This is a genomic window from Enterobacter sp. ECC-249 (assembly GCF_043965265.1).
GTDB classification, from domain to species: Bacteria; Pseudomonadota; Gammaproteobacteria; order Enterobacterales; family Enterobacteriaceae; genus Enterobacter; species Enterobacter quasiroggenkampii.
On sequence record NZ_CP143660.1, the window covers coordinates 707,800 to 723,003 of the forward strand.

Annotated in this window: 14 protein-coding genes and 2 pseudogenes; 11 read left to right on the forward strand and 5 right to left on the reverse strand. The window is 54.1% G+C overall.

Annotated features, from left to right (window positions below; all coding sequences use genetic code 11):
* The first annotated feature begins 428 nt into the window (after nucleotides 1-428).
* The 6 genes from V1587_RS03460 to aldB all read left to right on the forward strand — a co-directional run bounded on the left by V1587_RS03460 (nucleotide 429) and on the right by aldB (nucleotide 7,580).
* Entirely contained in the window at nucleotides 429-785 is a 357-nt protein-coding gene (locus V1587_RS03460; protein WP_024906600.1) for a DUF3302 domain-containing protein, read from the forward strand.
* Nucleotides 786-787: 2 nt separating this feature from the next.
* A complete protein-coding gene (locus V1587_RS03465) occupies nucleotides 788-1,924 on the forward strand; it encodes an HlyD family secretion protein (protein ID WP_025758413.1) in 1,137 nt (378 codons plus the stop codon).
* Between the two features lie 90 nt (nucleotides 1,925-2,014).
* Nucleotides 2,015-2,623, forward strand: a complete 609-nt coding sequence (locus V1587_RS03470; protein WP_371899120.1) for a glutathione S-transferase — start codon at nucleotides 2,015-2,017, stop codon at nucleotides 2,621-2,623.
* A gap of 103 nt (nucleotides 2,624-2,726) precedes the next feature.
* Nucleotides 2,727-4,112 carry an L-seryl-tRNA(Sec) selenium transferase gene (gene selA, locus V1587_RS03475; RefSeq protein ID WP_371899121.1) on the forward strand — a complete coding sequence of 462 codons (1,386 nt, stop codon included), beginning with the start codon at nucleotides 2,727-2,729 and terminating at the stop codon, nucleotides 4,110-4,112.
* Nucleotides 4,109-5,956, forward strand: coding sequence for a selenocysteine-specific translation elongation factor (gene selB, locus V1587_RS03480; RefSeq protein ID WP_395314504.1), 1,848 nt, complete (start codon nucleotides 4,109-4,111; stop codon nucleotides 5,954-5,956). The genes selA and selB overlap by 4 nt, the downstream gene beginning before the upstream one ends.
* An 85-nt stretch (nucleotides 5,957-6,041) precedes the next feature.
* Nucleotides 6,042-7,580 (forward strand): aldehyde dehydrogenase AldB, encoded by a 1,539-nt coding sequence (gene aldB / locus V1587_RS03485; protein ID WP_371899123.1) that lies wholly within the window; start codon nucleotides 6,042-6,044, stop codon nucleotides 7,578-7,580.
* On the opposite strand, the gene V1587_RS03490 is transcribed toward aldB, so the two are convergent.
* Nucleotides 7,577-8,542: a LysR substrate-binding domain-containing protein gene (locus tag V1587_RS03490; protein ID WP_371899124.1), complete on the reverse strand. Its 966-nt coding sequence runs from the start codon at nucleotides 8,540-8,542 to the stop codon at nucleotides 7,577-7,579. The two genes, aldB and V1587_RS03490, sit on opposite strands and share 4 nt — an antisense overlap.
* Nucleotides 8,543-8,659: 117 nt before the next feature.
* Between V1587_RS03490 and V1587_RS03495 the strand changes: the two genes are divergently transcribed.
* The 3 genes from V1587_RS03495 to V1587_RS03505 all read left to right on the forward strand — a co-directional run bounded on the left by V1587_RS03495 (nucleotide 8,660) and on the right by V1587_RS03505 (nucleotide 10,217).
* Nucleotides 8,660-9,400, forward strand: a complete 741-nt coding sequence (locus V1587_RS03495; protein ID WP_371899125.1) for a MipA/OmpV family protein — start codon at nucleotides 8,660-8,662, stop codon at nucleotides 9,398-9,400.
* Between the two features lie 209 nt (nucleotides 9,401-9,609).
* A complete protein-coding gene (locus tag V1587_RS03500) occupies nucleotides 9,610-9,795 on the forward strand; it encodes a type II toxin-antitoxin system HicA family toxin (protein WP_041911637.1) in 186 nt (61 codons plus the stop codon).
* Nucleotides 9,796-9,809: 14 nt separating this feature from the next.
* A complete protein-coding gene (locus tag V1587_RS03505; protein WP_371899126.1) occupies nucleotides 9,810-10,217 on the forward strand; it encodes a type II toxin-antitoxin system HicB family antitoxin in 408 nt (135 codons plus the stop codon).
* A gap of 3 nt (nucleotides 10,218-10,220) precedes the next feature.
* On the opposite strand, the gene V1587_RS03510 is transcribed toward V1587_RS03505, so the two are convergent.
* Entirely contained in the window at nucleotides 10,221-11,297 is a 1,077-nt protein-coding gene (locus tag V1587_RS03510) for a type I restriction endonuclease (protein WP_371899127.1), read from the reverse strand.
* A gap of 205 nt (nucleotides 11,298-11,502) precedes the next feature.
* A pseudogene (locus V1587_RS03515) lies at nucleotides 11,503-11,580 on the reverse strand (hypothetical protein); the annotation flags it as partial.
* Between V1587_RS03515 and V1587_RS03520 the strand changes: the two are divergent.
* Nucleotides 11,569-12,010: pseudogene (locus tag V1587_RS03520) on the forward strand (helix-turn-helix transcriptional regulator); the annotation flags it as partial. The pseudogenes V1587_RS03515 and V1587_RS03520 sit on opposite strands and share 12 nt — an antisense overlap.
* 93 nt (nucleotides 12,011-12,103) lie before the next feature.
* Nucleotides 12,104-12,559: a 4Fe-4S dicluster domain-containing protein gene (locus tag V1587_RS03525; protein ID WP_371899128.1), complete on the forward strand. Its 456-nt coding sequence runs from the start codon at nucleotides 12,104-12,106 to the stop codon at nucleotides 12,557-12,559.
* Here the strand turns inward: V1587_RS03525 and V1587_RS03530 are convergent.
* Nucleotides 12,543-14,261 carry a ShlB/FhaC/HecB family hemolysin secretion/activation protein gene (locus V1587_RS03530; protein ID WP_371899129.1) on the reverse strand — a complete coding sequence of 573 codons (1,719 nt, stop codon included), beginning with the start codon at nucleotides 14,259-14,261 and terminating at the stop codon, nucleotides 12,543-12,545. The genes V1587_RS03525 and V1587_RS03530 overlap by 17 nt on opposite strands.
* A gap of 90 nt (nucleotides 14,262-14,351) precedes the next feature.
* Entirely contained in the window at nucleotides 14,352-15,194 is an 843-nt protein-coding gene (locus V1587_RS03535; protein WP_371899130.1) for a collagen-like triple helix repeat-containing protein, read from the reverse strand.
* Nucleotides 15,195-15,204: the final 10 nt, after the last annotated feature.

The window sequence follows — 15,204 nt, forward strand, 5'->3', positions numbered from 1 at the left end:
GACAAAAAAAGCAAAATCCACCCTTTTGTGTGACTGCCGTCACGTTTTGTTCCGGCGTGTTTGTTTCTGGATTGTGACTGATTTCACAAAATATTTTTATGCGGATTTCTCCGGCTGTGATCGACGGCAAACTCTGCTTCGCATTTCAGCGCCAGGATGATATTGCACGACACGATAAGCTAAAAAACCACTTTTGATGTGTGGTATGGCGAAAAGTTAAAAGGTGGATTACGCTCATATTGTAAGGATAAGTCTATTATTATTCAGGATATATTTTGACACGCTTATAAACTTGCATGGAGATATTATAAAAACCGATACTCCCCGGCTCGGAAATAGTAAGCACAACCCCGTGTTTATAAAAAATTAATTAGGTTGCGTACCGTTTTATTAATTTAATGAGTTGACGTTGTTTAAGTGAGGAGAATATGTTTCTCAACTATTTTGCGCTGGGCGTATTGATTTTTGTATTTCTGGTTCTCTTTTACGGAATCATCGCCATCCATGATATTCCTTATAATATGGCCAAAAAGCGTAACCATCCGCATGCCGATGCCATTCATACGGCTGGCTGGATTAGCCTGTTTACGCTCCATGCCATCTGGCCATTCCTGTGGATTTGGGCCACGTTGTACCGCGAAGATCGCGGCTGGGGCATGCAAAACCACATCACAAAGCCTGATGAGGTCCCGGGCATGGATGCGCTCGCCAAACGCGTGGCGGAACTCGAACAAAAGCTGGCCGCGGTAAAGCCTGCTGCTGATAAGAACACGCTGGAGCGCTAATCATGGATCTGTTGATTATTTTGACCTACGTGGCATTTGCCTGGGCCATCTTTAAAATATTCCGAATTCCGGTCAACCAGTGGACGCTTGCCACCGCAACATTAGGCGGCGTATTTATTGTTGCCGGACTTATTCTGTTAATGAACTATAACCACCCGTATACCTTTACGGCGCAAAAAGCGGTTATTTCTATTCCAATCACGCCGCAGGTGACCGGTGTGGTCAGCGAAGTGACCGATAAAAATAACCAGCTTATTAAAAAAGGCGAAGTGTTATTTAAACTGGATCCAGGCCGCTACCAGGCGCGCGTCGACAGACTTCAGGCCGACCTGGTGACCGCAACGCACAATATCGATAATCTGAAAGCCCAGCTGGCGGAAGCCGTTGCCAATACCACGCGCGTCTCCGCTGAGCGCGATCGCCTGTACAAAGATTATCAGCGCTACCTGAAAGGCAGCCAGGCGAAGGTGAATCCGTTCTCTGAAAGCGATATCGACAACGCGCGGCAGAACTATCTGGCGCAGGATGCGCTGGTGAAAGGCTCCGTGGCTGAACAGGTGCAGATCCAAAGCCAGTTAGACAGCATGGTGAACGGTGAACAGTCGCAGATTGCGTCCTTACGCGCCCAGCTTGCCGAAGCCAAATACAATCTGGACCAGACCGTGGTGCGCGCGCCGAGCAATGGTTATATCACCCAGGTGCTGATTCGTCCGGGAACCTATGCCGCCGCGCTGCCTTTGCGTCCGGTGATGGTATTCATTCCAGAACAGAAGCGTCAGATTGTGGCCCAGTTCCGCCAGAACTCGCTGCTGCGTCTGAAGCCGGGCGATGAGGCGGAAGTGGTGTTTAACGCGCTGCCCGGCCAGGTGTTCTCCGGGAAGCTCACCAGTATTCTGCCGGTGGTGCCGGGGGGAACCTATCAGGCGCAGGGCGCGCTGCAGTCGCTGACGGTGGTGCCGGGAACGGACGGCGTTCAGGCACTTATTGAGCTGGAACCCAACGCCGAAGTCGATGCCCTGCCGGACGGTATCTATGCCCAGGTGGCGGTCTATTCGGACCACTTCGCTCACGTCTCTGTGATGCGTAAAGTACTGCTGCGTATGACCAGCTGGATGCACTACCTCTACCTCGATCACTAATCCTTCCAGGGCAGGAATGCGACATGCAGACCTGCCCTTTTTTCATCGCTTGATCCATACTGACTTTTTTCCGGCATCAAGGATCAGGCAATGAAACTCATCGGTAGCTACACCAGTCCCTTCGTGCGAAAGATCTCGATTCTCCTGCTGGAGAAAGGGATTGAATTTGAATTCGTGAATGAACAGCCCTACAACGCGGAAAACGGCGTTGCGCAGTACAACCCGCTGGGGAAAGTCCCGGCGCTGGTCACGGATGAGGGCGAATACTGGTTCGATTCCCCGATTATTGCGGAGTATATCGAGCTGCTGGGCGTTGCCCCGGCAATGCTGCCAGCAGACCCAAAAGCGGCGCTGGCGGTGAAGCAGGTTGAAGCCCTGGCCGATGGCATTATGGATGCGGCGTTAACCTCCGTACGGGAACAGGCAAGGCCCGCTGCCCAGCAGTCGGAAACGGAACTGTTACGCCAGCGGGAAAAAATCAGCCGCAGCCTGGACAGGTGCGAGCAGCTTATTCAGGAGGGAAAGATCGACACCGACAGCCTGAACCTGGGGACCATCGCCATCGCCTGCGCGATTGGTTATCTCAACTTCCGCCGGGTCTCCCCGGGCTGGTGCGTCGACCGACCGCTGCTGGTGAAGCTTGCAGACACGCTGTTTAGCCGCGAGAGCTTTGCCCGTACCGAACCGCCAAAGGCTTGACGCGGGTTATAACACTTCGCCGTCGGAGGCGGTACAATCCCCCCACATGTTAACTCCCTCTCCCGTCGGGAGGGGGGAAGATATTTACTCGCCAGGCGCTTTCATGACTACTCATCATTCGCTGTACAGCCAGATCCCCGCTACCGACCGTCTTCTTCGCGAACCCCGCATTCATGCTGTTGTTGAGCGTTTCGGCCATACCGCGACGGTGGAAATGTTACGCCTGCTTCAGGGCGAAGCCCGATACGCGATTCAGGCAGAAAACGCCTTGCCCGACTGGTGTACTGACTGGGAGCAGGAAGTTGAACGCCGGCTGGTTGAGAAGGCGCAAAGCGCGTTACGCCCGGTGATAAACCTGTCGGGAACCGTGCTGCATACCAACCTTGGGCGCGCGCAGCAGGCGGAAGAGGCCGTTGCCGCGGTCGTGCAGGCCATGCGAGCGCCCGTGACGCTGGAGTACGATCTGAACGGTGCCGGACGCGGGCACCGCGACCGCGCGCTGGCGGAGCTGCTGTGCCAGCTGACCGGCGCGGAAGATGCCTGCATTGTGAATAACAACGCCGCCGCGGTGCTGCTGATGCTGGCGGCCACCGCCAGCGGCAAAGAGGTGGTGGTGTCCCGCGGCGAGCTGGTGGAGATTGGCGGAGCGTTTCGTATTCCGGACGTGATGCGCCAGGCAGGCTGCACGCTACATGAAGTGGGCACGACAAACCGTACCCATGCGAAAGATTATCGCGTGGCGGTGAATGAAAATACCGCCCTGTTGATGAAGGTTCACACCAGCAATTACCATATTGAAGGCTTCACCAAAACGGTTGACGAGGCGGAGCTGGCGGCGATCGGGCGCGAACTGAATATACCGGTGATTGCCGATCTCGGCAGCGGCTCGCTGGTGGACCTGAGCCTGTACGGTCTGCCGAAAGAGCCGATGCCGCAGGAAATGATTGCGGCGGGCGTTAGCCTGGTCAGTTTTTCCGGCGACAAACTGCTGGGCGGGCCGCAGGCCGGGATTATCGTCGGCAAGCGCGAGCTGATTGCTCAGCTACAGCAGCATCCGCTTAAGCGCGCCCTGCGCGCCGATAAAATGACGCTTGCCGCGCTGGAGGCGACGCTGCGGCTCTATCTCCATCCGGAAAAATTGGCCGAACGCCTGCCCACGCTGCGCCTGTTAACCCGCGATGCCGCCTCGATTCGCGCCCAGGCCGAGTTACTGCTGCCGCGCGTCGCCGCGCACTACCCCGATTTTGACGTTCGCATTGAGCCCTGCCAGTCGCAGATTGGCAGCGGGTCGCTGCCGGTGGACAGGCTGCCGAGTGAGGCGCTGACGTTCACGCCGCGTGACGGGCGCGGCAGCCAGCTTGAGGCGCTGTCGTCGCGCTGGCGCGTTCTCTCGATGCCGGTTATCGGCCGGATTTACGACGGCCGAATGTGGCTGGATCTGCGCTGCCTTGAAGATGAAGAGCGATTTCTGGAGATGCTGTTGAAATGATTATTGCCACCGCCGGTCACGTCGACCACGGAAAAACCACGTTACTGCAGGCTATTACCGGCGTAAACGCCGATCGCCTGCCGGAAGAGAAAAAGCGCGGCATGACCATCGATCTGGGCTATGCCTACTGGCCCCAGCCTGATGGCCGCGTGCTGGGTTTTATTGATGTGCCGGGGCATGAAAAGTTTCTGTCCAACATGCTGGCGGGCGTGGGCGGCATCGATCATGTCCTGCTGGTGGTGGCCTGCGATGACGGCGTGATGGCGCAAACCCGCGAGCACCTGGCGATCCTGCAGCTAACCGGCAACCCGCAGCTGACCGTGGCGCTGACTAAAGCCGATCGCGTGGATGATGCGCGCATCAGTGAGGTGCGCGAAACGGTCCAGGCGACCCTGCGGGAGTATGGTTTTGCTGATGCATCTCTTTTTGTCACCGTAGCGACAGAAGGGCGTGGTATCGACGAACTTCGCCACCATTTGCAGCACCTTTCATCACGCGACCACGCCAGCCATCATCGTTTCCGTCTGGCGATCGATCGGGCGTTTACCGTAAAAGGTGCGGGGCTGGTCGTGACCGGCACCGCGCTGAGTGGTGAAGTCAGCGTGGGAGATACGCTCTGGCTGACGGGCGTGAACAAACCGATGCGCGTGCGCGGGCTGCACGCACAAAACCAGCCCGCTGACCGTGCCCACGCCGGTCAGCGGATCGCGCTGAACATTGCCGGGGATGCGGAAAAAGAGCAGCTTAACCGCGGCGACTGGCTGCTGTCCGATGCCCCGCCGGAACCGTCTGAACGGGTGATTGTCTCCCTGCAGACACACATGCCGCTGACCCAGTGGCAGCCGCTGCATATTCACCACGCGGCCAGCCATATCACCGGGCGCGTGTCGCTGCTGGAAAACGATCTCGCCGAGCTGGTATTCGATTCGCCGCTCTGGCTGGCAGACAACGATCGTCTGGTACTGCGTGACATCTCTGCAAGGGAAACGCTGGCGGGAGCGCGCGTGGTGGCGCTTAACCCACCCCGACGCGGCAAGCGTAAGCCGGAATATTTGCAGTGGCTTGCCGCGCTGGCAGAGGCCAGAGAGGATAACGCCGCGCTGCGGGTGCACCTCGATCGCGGAGCGGTGACTCTGCGTGATTTTGCATGGGCACGCCAGCTGAGCGGGGAAGGCTTACGGCAGCTGACACAAGAGCCGGGCTTTATTCAGGCCGGCAACAGCCTGCTCAATGCCCCGGTTGCTGCGCACTGGCAGCGTAAGATACTGAACACGCTCGCGACGTACCATGAACAGCATCAGGACGAGCCTGGCCCGGGCCGCGAGCGTCTGCGACGCATGGCGCTGCCGATGGAAGACGATGCGCTGGTGCTGCTGCTGATCGAAAACATGCGCGAAAGCGGAGTGATTAAAAGCCACCACGGCTGGCTGCACCTGCCGGATCACAAGGCCGGGTTCACCGACGAGCAGGAGGCGATATGGCAAAAAGCGGCCCCCCTGTTTGGCGATGAGCCGTGGTGGGTTCGCGATCTGGCAAGGGAAACCAACACCGACGAGCAGGTGATGCGCCAGGTATTGCGCCATGCGGCGCAGCAGGGGCTGATAGTTGCGATCGTGAAAGATCGTTATTACCGTAACGATCGCATTGTGGCGTTTGCTAACCTGATCCGCGAGCTGGATCAGGCACGCGGTTCTACCTGCGCAGCGGATTTCCGCGACCGGCTGAACGTGGGCCGCAAGCTGGCGATCCAGATCCTGGAGTATTTCAACCGCATCGGCTTTACCCGCCGTCGTGGTAACGATCATTTATTGCGAGATTCGTTATTATTTCCTGAAACTCCGTGACCCCCGTCGTAAAGCCGTTACCGGCTGGCGAGAAAATCGCCAGCCGGAACTAACCTTGTTGTACACCAACAGCAAGGAGACGGACATGACAAACAATCCTCCCTCATCGCGTATCCAGCCCGGCGAGTATGGTTTTCCCCTCAAGCTGAAGCCCCGTTATGACAACTTTATCGGCGGCGACTGGGTCGCCCCCGTCGACGGCGAATACTATTCCAACCTGACCCCGGTTACCGGCCAGCCGCTGTGCGAGATTGCCAGCTCCGGCAAGCGCGATATCGACCTGGCGCTGGATGCGGCGCACAAAGCGAAAGAGAAATGGGCGCACACCTCCGTGCAGGACCGCGCGGCGATCCTGTTCAAAATCGCCGACCGGATGGAGCAGAATCTGGAGCTGCTGGCGACGGCGGAAACCTGGGATAACGGCAAGCCGATCCGGGAAACGATGGCGGCTGACGTGCCGCTGGCTATTGACCACTTCCGCTATTTTGCCTCCTGTATTCGCGCTCAGGAGGGCGGGATCAGCGAAGTCGACAGCGACACCGTGGCGTATCACTTCCACGAACCGCTGGGGGTAGTAGGCCAAATCATTCCGTGGAACTTCCCGCTGCTAATGGCGAGCTGGAAAATGGCGCCCGCGCTGGCGGCCGGGAACTGCATTGTGCTGAAACCGGCGCGTCTGACCCCGCTCTCGGTCCTGCTGCTGATGGAAATCGTTGGCGATCTTCTGCCGCCGGGCGTGATTAACGTAGTGAACGGCGCGGGCGGGGAGATAGGCGAATATCTGGCTACCTCAAAACGTATCGCCAAAGTGGCGTTTACCGGGTCGACGGAGGTGGGCCAGCAGATCATGCAGTACGCCACGCAGAACATCATTCCGGTGACCCTGGAGCTGGGCGGGAAATCCCCGAACATCTTCTTCGCGGACGTGATGGAGGAAGAGGATGCCTTCTTCGATAAAGCCCTGGAAGGGTTTGCGCTGTTTGCGTTTAACCAGGGCGAAGTCTGCACCTGCCCAAGCCGCGCGCTGGTGCAGGAGTCCATCTATGAGCGCTTTATGGAGCGCGCTATTCGCCGCGTTGAGTCTATTCGCAGCGGTAACCCGCTCGATAACGTCACGCAGATGGGGGCGCAGGTCTCGCACGGACAGCTGGAAACCATCCTCAACTACATCGACATCGGCAAGAAAGAGGGGGCGGATATTCTCACCGGCGGGCGTCGTAAGGTGCTTGGCGGAGATCTGCAAGACGGCTATTACCTTGAGCCGACGATCCTGTTCGGCCAGAACAACATGCGCGTTTTCCAGGAGGAGATTTTCGGACCGGTGCTGGCCGTGACCACCTTTAAAACGATGGAGGAGGCGCTGGAGATTGCCAACGACACGCCTTATGGTCTGGGGGCAGGCGTCTGGAGCCGCAACGGTAATCTGGCCTATAAAATGGGCCGCGGCATTCAGGCCGGGCGCGTCTGGACCAACTGCTACCACGCCTATCCGGCGCACGCGGCATTTGGCGGTTATAAGCAGTCGGGCATCGGACGTGAAACCCACAAGATGATGCTGGAGCATTACCAACAGACTAAATGTCTGCTGGTCAGCTATTCCGATAAGCCGCTGGGGCTGTTCTAGTCGCCCAGCTCAGGCCGTCCGTGGGCGGCCTGAGCAATTTGCTGGCGCAGGCAGTTAAGGACGCCATCCAGAACGTATTGCACGCGCCAGGGCTGATATTCGCGTTTGCGGAAGATGGCCGTCAGATCGAGCCACCACTCTTCCTGATGCGGGAAACAGGGGACCAGCATGCCTTTCGTTAATTCTTTTTTCAGACTCTCTTTTGGTGCAAAAACAATCCCAAGATTATTTCTGGCCAGCTCAAGGGCCGTCTGCGTATTGTCGCAAATATAATTACCGGTCACCCGGTAGTCATGCACGTCATCGCTGCCGTGCACGCGGAAACGCCAGATGTTGGCATCATCGACCAGCATGGAGTCAATGAGAATACAGGAGTGATTAATTAAATCTTCAGGTCCGGTTAAGGGATGTTTATTAAGATATTCTACGGTTGCGAAGGCCGTAACGGAATATTGTGTCAGAACGCTGGCAACCAGACTTTCGTCTTTTGGCTGAGCATAGGTAATTAAAATGTCGCAGTCATCCGGAAAGGTAACGCCTTCTGAAAATTCATTCCGGTCCAGATTGTAGGTTTTCAGGGAGATGCGGATGTCGCCGATGTCTTCTATCTGATGGATCACGTGTCGCGCGAGGTAGGTCACGATACCTGTTGGGGCATAGATCGTCACTTTTCCGCGCTTTTCATGCTTATAATCAGCAATGAAATTAACAAGCTGGCTGTTCTTATCCAGCGTGGCGTTCACGTAGGGGAGTAACGCTTCACCAAACTGGGTCAGGGCCAGCTGGCGCGTGGTGCGCTCAAAAACCTTGAGCCCAACCCGCGTTTCAAAATCAGACAGATATTTACTGACGTTGGCCTGCGCCATACCCAGCAGGGCGGCGGCGTCACCAATGCTGTGGGTGGCTGCGATGACGGAGATAATTTTTAATTCGCGTGGTTTTAGCTGTAATTTACTCATCATGCACACCCATCTATATGATTTTATATATAATATTATATAAACCGCAGCGTTGCATTGGCAATTTTGTAACCATTATTATGCGCCTCGCTTGTTTGGCATTTAAATGGATTACATAGAATGACTATTAAATACAATTTACTCATCGCTGCCACGTTATTTGCATCAACGTCTGCCATGGCCGGTGAATTTTCACTTGGAGCGGGGGCTGTATTTAATGAGTCTCCATACAAAGGCTATAACGAAAATACGACTGCGGTACCGTTAATTAGCTACGAAGGCGATCGCTTTTATGTTCGTCAGACCACGGGCGGATGGATCCTGTGGAAAGACGCAAAAAATGAACTCAGCCTGACCGCAACGTGGATGCCGCTGCATTTCGACCCTGACGTTAACGACGACCATCAGATGAAGCAGCTGGATGAGCGTAAAGCCTCTGCCTTCCTCGGCGGCGCGTACTACCGCCACGAAAGCTGGGGCTCTCTGAAAGTGGCCGTTTCTGGCGATGCGATGGATGAAAGCGGCGGCGTAGTGGGCGAGGTATCATACTTCCGTCCAATCAAAATGGAGCGCCTGACCCTGACGCCTTCTGTGGGGGTGTTCTACAGCGACGAAAGCTATAACGACTACTACTACGGCGTATCCGGCAGCGAGTCTCGCCGCTCCGGACTGGATCAATACACCGCCGGTGACAGCTGGACGCCATACGTTGGTCTGGCGGCTAAATATCAGTTAACCCAGAAGCTGTACCTCAACGCCAGCGCCGTCTACACCGTGTTGCCTGACGACGTGAAGAACAGCCCGATGATCGACCGCGACGACAGCTTCGCGCTGATGACCGGCCTGACCTGGCGTTTCTGATGCGGTAAAGCCGGGTGGCGGCTTCGCCTTACCCGGCCTACGATCGTGCCTGCATTTTTATCTGCAATACAACGTATTCCTTTTTCATTTCTCGATGCTTCTTCCTGTTCCGCCAAAACACGGCTGCACTGATGTTCCTTATGCGCTAATGTGATTCGACCCGGTAGCAATGGTGTGTATCATGTGTATAATCATGGAAGGATTGGGATGTGAAAAGTGCGGATGTCATTACTGTTCTGATCGGCCATGGCTGGAAATGTGTCAGAACGAAAGGAAGCCATCATCAGTTTCGCCATCCCGAACAGAAAGGGCTGGTTACTGTCCCACATCCCAAGAAGGATATTAAACCGGGCACTCTCGCCCAGATCTGGCGACAGGCGGGAATTAAACACTGATATCAGGAGTAGTTATGTTCTATCCGGCTTACATTCATTCTGACTCCGACGGTAGCGCCAGCGGCTTTTTCCCTGACGTTCCAGGCTGTTTTTTTGCAGGTGATTCCCTGGACGACGCTTTTCAGGATGCGCGTGATGCGCTCACAGCACACTTCGAAGCGCTATTTGAAATGGATAATGCACTGCCTCTTCCGGGTAATGTGGAAGCGCATCTGGAAAGTCGTCCTGAGGATTTCACAGGCGGACAATGGCTGTTGGTAGATATTAATATGAAGCAGTTCGACGGCAGGGCCGAGCGTATCAACATCACGATGCCTCGACGTTTGCTGATAAAAATTGATTCCTTTGTCAGCGAGCATCCTCAGTTCGGTAATCGAAGCGCATTTCTGGCTGAGGCAGCACGTCGCGTGCTGCCTGGGTAAAGATTAACTATAGAGAGCTGCGGTTGCTTTCAGAATATCGGCAAAGGAATAAATATCATCTACAGTCGCTATGGGGTGGCGCGTTTCGTTTTTTTCTATATCGAAAAGACCGATGTATTTTTGTGTGCGATTAAAATGCAATCGGCAAAGAGGTTTGCGGTTGTTGTCATCTACGAGAACACCAAAGTAACTTTTGGTATCTCGGTGAGTTATACGGGGTGCTTCCAGTACCGCTCTGGTGATTGCTTTAACAATATGATATCCCTCGAGCTCCTCTAGCGTTGTAACCACATCGCTTTCATCTTTATGTTCATCTTCCTCAATATTTGATGACTCATTTGGAGTTTCGATGATCGCTGGGGTTATGCCCGTAATAGCTGACTTAAGGCGCTCATTAACCTGATCATTTATGTACTGACTCGCAGCTTTTTTGGTCAGATTTAAAAAAGACTCTCTGACTTTTTGGGTCAGAATTCCATCGTAAACTCGGGATGCAAAAAATTTCACAAAGTCATCTTCAGGATTATTTAGCTGAGAATGCAGGATTTTCTTGATTTGGCTGACATATTTTAATTCACCAGCAGCATTGATAATTGATTCCAAATCAAATGAAGACTTAGTTAATTTTTTTAACTCAGGTATGATATTTTCGTCAATATCAAGAAGATCTACTTCCAAAAAAGGTTTTTCATCCATTTTATTAGGAGCGTCTAGATCTGTAAAAAATTTATAATTTTGTCCATTGGTGAGGATTGAAATTCTGGCGTTTGTTACATGAAAATATCTGAATAATTGCGAGGCATGGTTTATATTTAATGGTTCGCCAATTTTCTTACATTCAATAAGTATCTGCACGTCATTGTTTTTCATTATGGCATAATCGATTTTCTCGCCTTTTTTTGTACCAACATCACAGACAAACTCAGGTGTCACCTCTGAAGGATCAAAAACATCATAACCCAGAACGTTATGAATGAATGGCATTACAAAGGCAGTTTTTGTTGCTTCTTCAGTATTAATTGCATCAAGCTGTTGTCTTATTTTATTTGATAAGGCATTTAATCTTTCTGTAAATTCCATGGGATATCCTTATTTTTAGCTGTGTGTCTTTATGGAATAACACTAAAATGCATGTCAGACAACGGTATGTCTGAGCTGAACGGCTGCAAAAAAACAATATCGAGGGTTAGATCACATTGTCTTTCAATCGATGATAATCAGTGAGCTCGGCATCACCGAGCTCCATAAAAATAGTATATATTCGTTAAAGTAATATTATTCTTGTTTATGTTCCATCCACCCAGATACGCATTTCTCCTTCTCGCCGATTTGCCCAACTGAACCAGGGAATAAGAGTCAGCGTGCAATGCTGGCTCTGGAGATGATTTTATTATTGATTTTAAAGCAGATATCGCTCTCTTAAGAGTATGAAAACAGCGCGGATCAGGCCGGTGCGGCGATTGCGTGGAAGGCGAAGCAGCTCATTCGCACGCAGTTTCATTTACTGCCTTAGACGTCGCAGCCAGCCAAAGCGTTACACTGCAATGTCGATTACTTCGGGCGCGTATTTCGCCGGATTTTTTATTTAACTCTGACGGAGGCGATACATCGCCAGCGCGTCAGGGTAGCGGAAAAACTGTTGCTGGATGGCTCTGCCTCGCTCGCCGAAGTGGCAAACCGCTGCGGTTTTAATGTAGTGGGCTATTTTTCGGCAGAAATTTTCAAAGCATACGGGCTTAACACCCGCCGTCTGGAAACGGCGGTACCGTAAAGGGCATATCAATTCCGGCTGAGCGCATCCTCTTTGATTCATAACACCTTCGCTGAATCGAGCGATATGTATGATGTGTACAGTACTGGCTTTTAACGTGCGCGAGGCGTAACAGATGAACCGATTTATCATGGCGGATGCGGAAAAATGCATTGGGTGCCGCACCTGCGAAGTGGCCTGCGTGGTGTCGCATCAGGGCGCCGTCTCCGCTAATGCCTTTTCGCCTCGCCTTCGGGTGGTTAAGGGAAGTTCATACACTACGGCTGTGGGTTGCCATCAGTGCGAGGACGCGGCCTGTGCTAACGTCTGTCCAACCCGGGCCATCAGCCGTACGGCGGGAACCTGGCTCGTTGAGCAGACGCGCTGCATTGGGTGCAAAAGCTGTGTGGTGGCGTGTCCGTTTGGGGCGATGCAGGTTCGTCTGGAGGGAAATAAGCCGCAGGCGCTGAAATGTGATTTATGCGTGCATCGCGAAGGCGGACCGGCCTGCGTGGAGGCCTGCCCAACCCACGCGCTGCGCTGCGTTGACCCTGTCAGTATTCGGGCGGAAAAGCTTACTGCATTTTATTGAAATTCCACGTGAACGTCAGACTGTAGCGCCAGTCCCTGTTGCGACTGTCTGTCGGTACATCCCCTACGGGTCTTGCCGCCTCAACCGTGACGCTATAGTGGCGCGTATCGCCTATCATCACGCCGGTCGCTACTGACCCGAGCCGCTGATGAGGTAAACCGGACGTGTTAAACCAGGTTTGCGCGGTATCGGCCAGGATATAGGGCTGGATGGTGGCAAGCCAGGTGCTCTCTTTCCGCATCTTGATATAGCGCAGTTCTACCTGCCCGCCATAGCCGTAATCACCGCTTGCTTCGCTGTCCTGGTATCCACGGCCAAAGCGCTGGGCACCGAAGCTAACGCGTTCGGGCTCTGGCAACGTGTTATTTGACCAGTCTCCCTCCCAGGATGTTGATAACCGCCATTTGTCGGCAAACAGCCAGGCAGCGTCCAGATAGCTTTTTGTGAGCGTGAAATTTATATCGGGTTTAGGGGCTGAGACGATATCTGCCCCCATCGCATCAATACCCTGACGGACGTTGAGTCGGCCGCTGATGCTGGCGGCTGTGAATTGATGCGCACCGTTGATACCCACTTCCAGCGCAGGATAACGCGCGTGTTGGTTGACGGAGTCCAGACTATAGGTTTTGCCCTGCAGTCTGGCCTGTAGAGCATAATCATCCTGGCGGTCGGTATAATCAAAACCGCCGGTCAGATTAATTTGTGATTTTTGCGTCAGCAGCAATGGATAGCCAAACGTCACGCCGCCGTTGTATTGCGTTGTTTTTTGCTTCGAATCGACCTGAATATTATTGGGCAAAGAGATAAGGGGAGAAAAGTCTCGCGGATCTTCACGGTAATAGCTGCCTTTGAGCTGCATGGACAGCCCTTCATCGTTTAAAAACTGCTGCCAGTTCAGGCCAACATAGTTTTTTCGCGTGTTGCTATCTAACGGCACAAGCGTGGCCACGCCAAGCTGATCGCCATAGCTTGTCATGTTGCTGAGCGTTCCGTTCAGCATCATTAAATCTTGCCCTTTACGGGTGTCGATCGTGGAGGCGATATTCCAGCTCCGCTCTTGATTACCGGTTATCTGCATTGCCGCCGCGCCATAGATATTGGTTGGCAGCTGCGCGTTGGCCGTGACCGGAACGTTCGGGGTGCGCGTCATCAGCTGGCTGTAGCGATCGAACGTATCCTGAGACAGCGGTTTTTCCGCCATGATTTTTTCTGACAATCGTTTAAGCCGCTCGGCGACGTGAGGGTTATTACTGATGATGTCGCTGTGAGCGACATACCCTTCGACCAGAACAATTTTAATATTTCCCTGCTGGAAATTATCATCAGGTAGCCAGGCATAGGAGAGCGGAAAACCGTCAGCCTTATAGCGCGCCGTAATATCATTTACCAGCCCCGTGAGCGTTTTTAGCGGCACGGTTTTTCCGGCGTACGGCCTGAAGGGCTGAAGTAATTCCTGCAACGGATAACGCGTGCCGCCAATAAACTGAATGTGATGAATGGTTATGGGCGTTTCAGGCGTCAGCGTTGACTGCGGTTTTTCTATTTTGACTTTCGGCTGTGGGACGGTCTCAGGCTGTTCTGGGGCAACGTTACGAGAAACTTGCGCCGGGTTATCAGGGTTAATAATAGAGGGCAGTGTATCGGCGCGGGCCATGCTCAGCACAACCAGCCCCGTCAGCGAAAAAAGGAAGTGGTGTTTCATCGCGCTATCCCTGTTCATCATTCCCGGTTAGGGGGAGTATCGCTGTATAAAGCGCCCCTGAACCAGGGGCGCAGAATGACAATAAGCAGGTTACTGTTTTGGCGTCAGCAGACCGGTGGTTAACGTGTTGAGACCGTTGACCGGATTAGTTGTCGACGTGTTTTGACTTGATGTTGTTGCTGCGTTGGCCGTAACGCCCGCAGTCAGGGTATTGAGGGTCGTATTGACCGTTGCACCCAGGCTGTTGTTCGTGGCCGCCACATTTGCATTAGCTGTGAGAGAGCCTGAACTTCCTCCGGTTGTCGAAGAGGCGGGTTTGACCAGCGTACCGCTATCCGTAACCGTCTGGCCGACATTTTGAACGACCTGACCGGCACCGCTAAGCCCGCTATTGCTGTTGCTGACGTTGGTCCCCACGCCGCTCACGGTGTTACCCACCTGGGTCAGCAGGCCGTTGACCGGTGTGCCGAGACCCGTCGTGGTGCCCACGCTTTGCGTGACGCCCTGTACTCCGCCCAGCGTTTTGTTGGCAACGGTCGTGGTATCGGTTGTTACCTGAGTGACCGCAGGGCTGCTTACCGTGTTGGTAAGACCCGTGCCGGTGTTACTGACCAGTTGCCCGGTACTGTTGACCACGCTGCCCGTCAGGCCGGTTACGCCGCTAACCGGTGTTCCGGAAGTGGAGCTCGCCAGGCCCGTGCCTACCGTTGAAACGGTATTGCCCAGGGAGGTAACCGACGTGGTCACGCCTTTAACCGTTGTGCCCACACCGTTCGCGTTGTTTGGATCGCCAACGCCAGTCGTGACGCCTGTACCCACGGTGGACACGGCGCTGCCAACACCGCTGACGGTGGTTGAAACGGTTGACGTGACGGGATTATTTGTTGGAAGCTGGCTTCCAAGGCCATCCACCGTAGAGCCAACGCTGGTCACCGTTTTGCCG

Bases quoted from the DNA above. Each gene is read 5' to 3' on its own strand.
- V1587_RS03460 (WP_024906600.1), top strand. From the start codon at position 429: ATGTTTCTCAACTATTTTGCGCTGGGCGTATTGATTTTTGTATTTCTG.
- V1587_RS03465 (WP_025758413.1), top strand. From the start codon at position 788: ATGGATCTGTTGATTATTTTGACCTACGTGGCATTTGCCTGGGCCATC.
- V1587_RS03470 (WP_371899120.1), top strand. From the start codon at position 2,015: ATGAAACTCATCGGTAGCTACACCAGTCCCTTCGTGCGAAAGATCTCG.
- selA (WP_371899121.1), top strand. From the start codon at position 2,727: ATGACTACTCATCATTCGCTGTACAGCCAGATCCCCGCTACCGACCGT.
- selB (WP_395314504.1), top strand. From the start codon at position 4,109: ATGATTATTGCCACCGCCGGTCACGTCGACCACGGAAAAACCACGTTA.
- aldB (WP_371899123.1), top strand. From the start codon at position 6,042: ATGACAAACAATCCTCCCTCATCGCGTATCCAGCCCGGCGAGTATGGT.
- V1587_RS03490 (WP_371899124.1), bottom strand. From the start codon at position 8,542: ATGATGAGTAAATTACAGCTAAAACCACGCGAATTAAAAATTATCTCC.
- V1587_RS03495 (WP_371899125.1), top strand. From the start codon at position 8,660: ATGACTATTAAATACAATTTACTCATCGCTGCCACGTTATTTGCATCA.
- V1587_RS03505 (WP_371899126.1), top strand. From the start codon at position 9,810: ATGTTCTATCCGGCTTACATTCATTCTGACTCCGACGGTAGCGCCAGC.
- V1587_RS03510 (WP_371899127.1), bottom strand. From the start codon at position 11,297: ATGGAATTTACAGAAAGATTAAATGCCTTATCAAATAAAATAAGACAA.
- V1587_RS03525 (WP_371899128.1), top strand. From the start codon at position 12,104: ATGAACCGATTTATCATGGCGGATGCGGAAAAATGCATTGGGTGCCGC.
- V1587_RS03530 (WP_371899129.1), bottom strand. From the start codon at position 14,261: ATGAAACACCACTTCCTTTTTTCGCTGACGGGGCTGGTTGTGCTGAGC.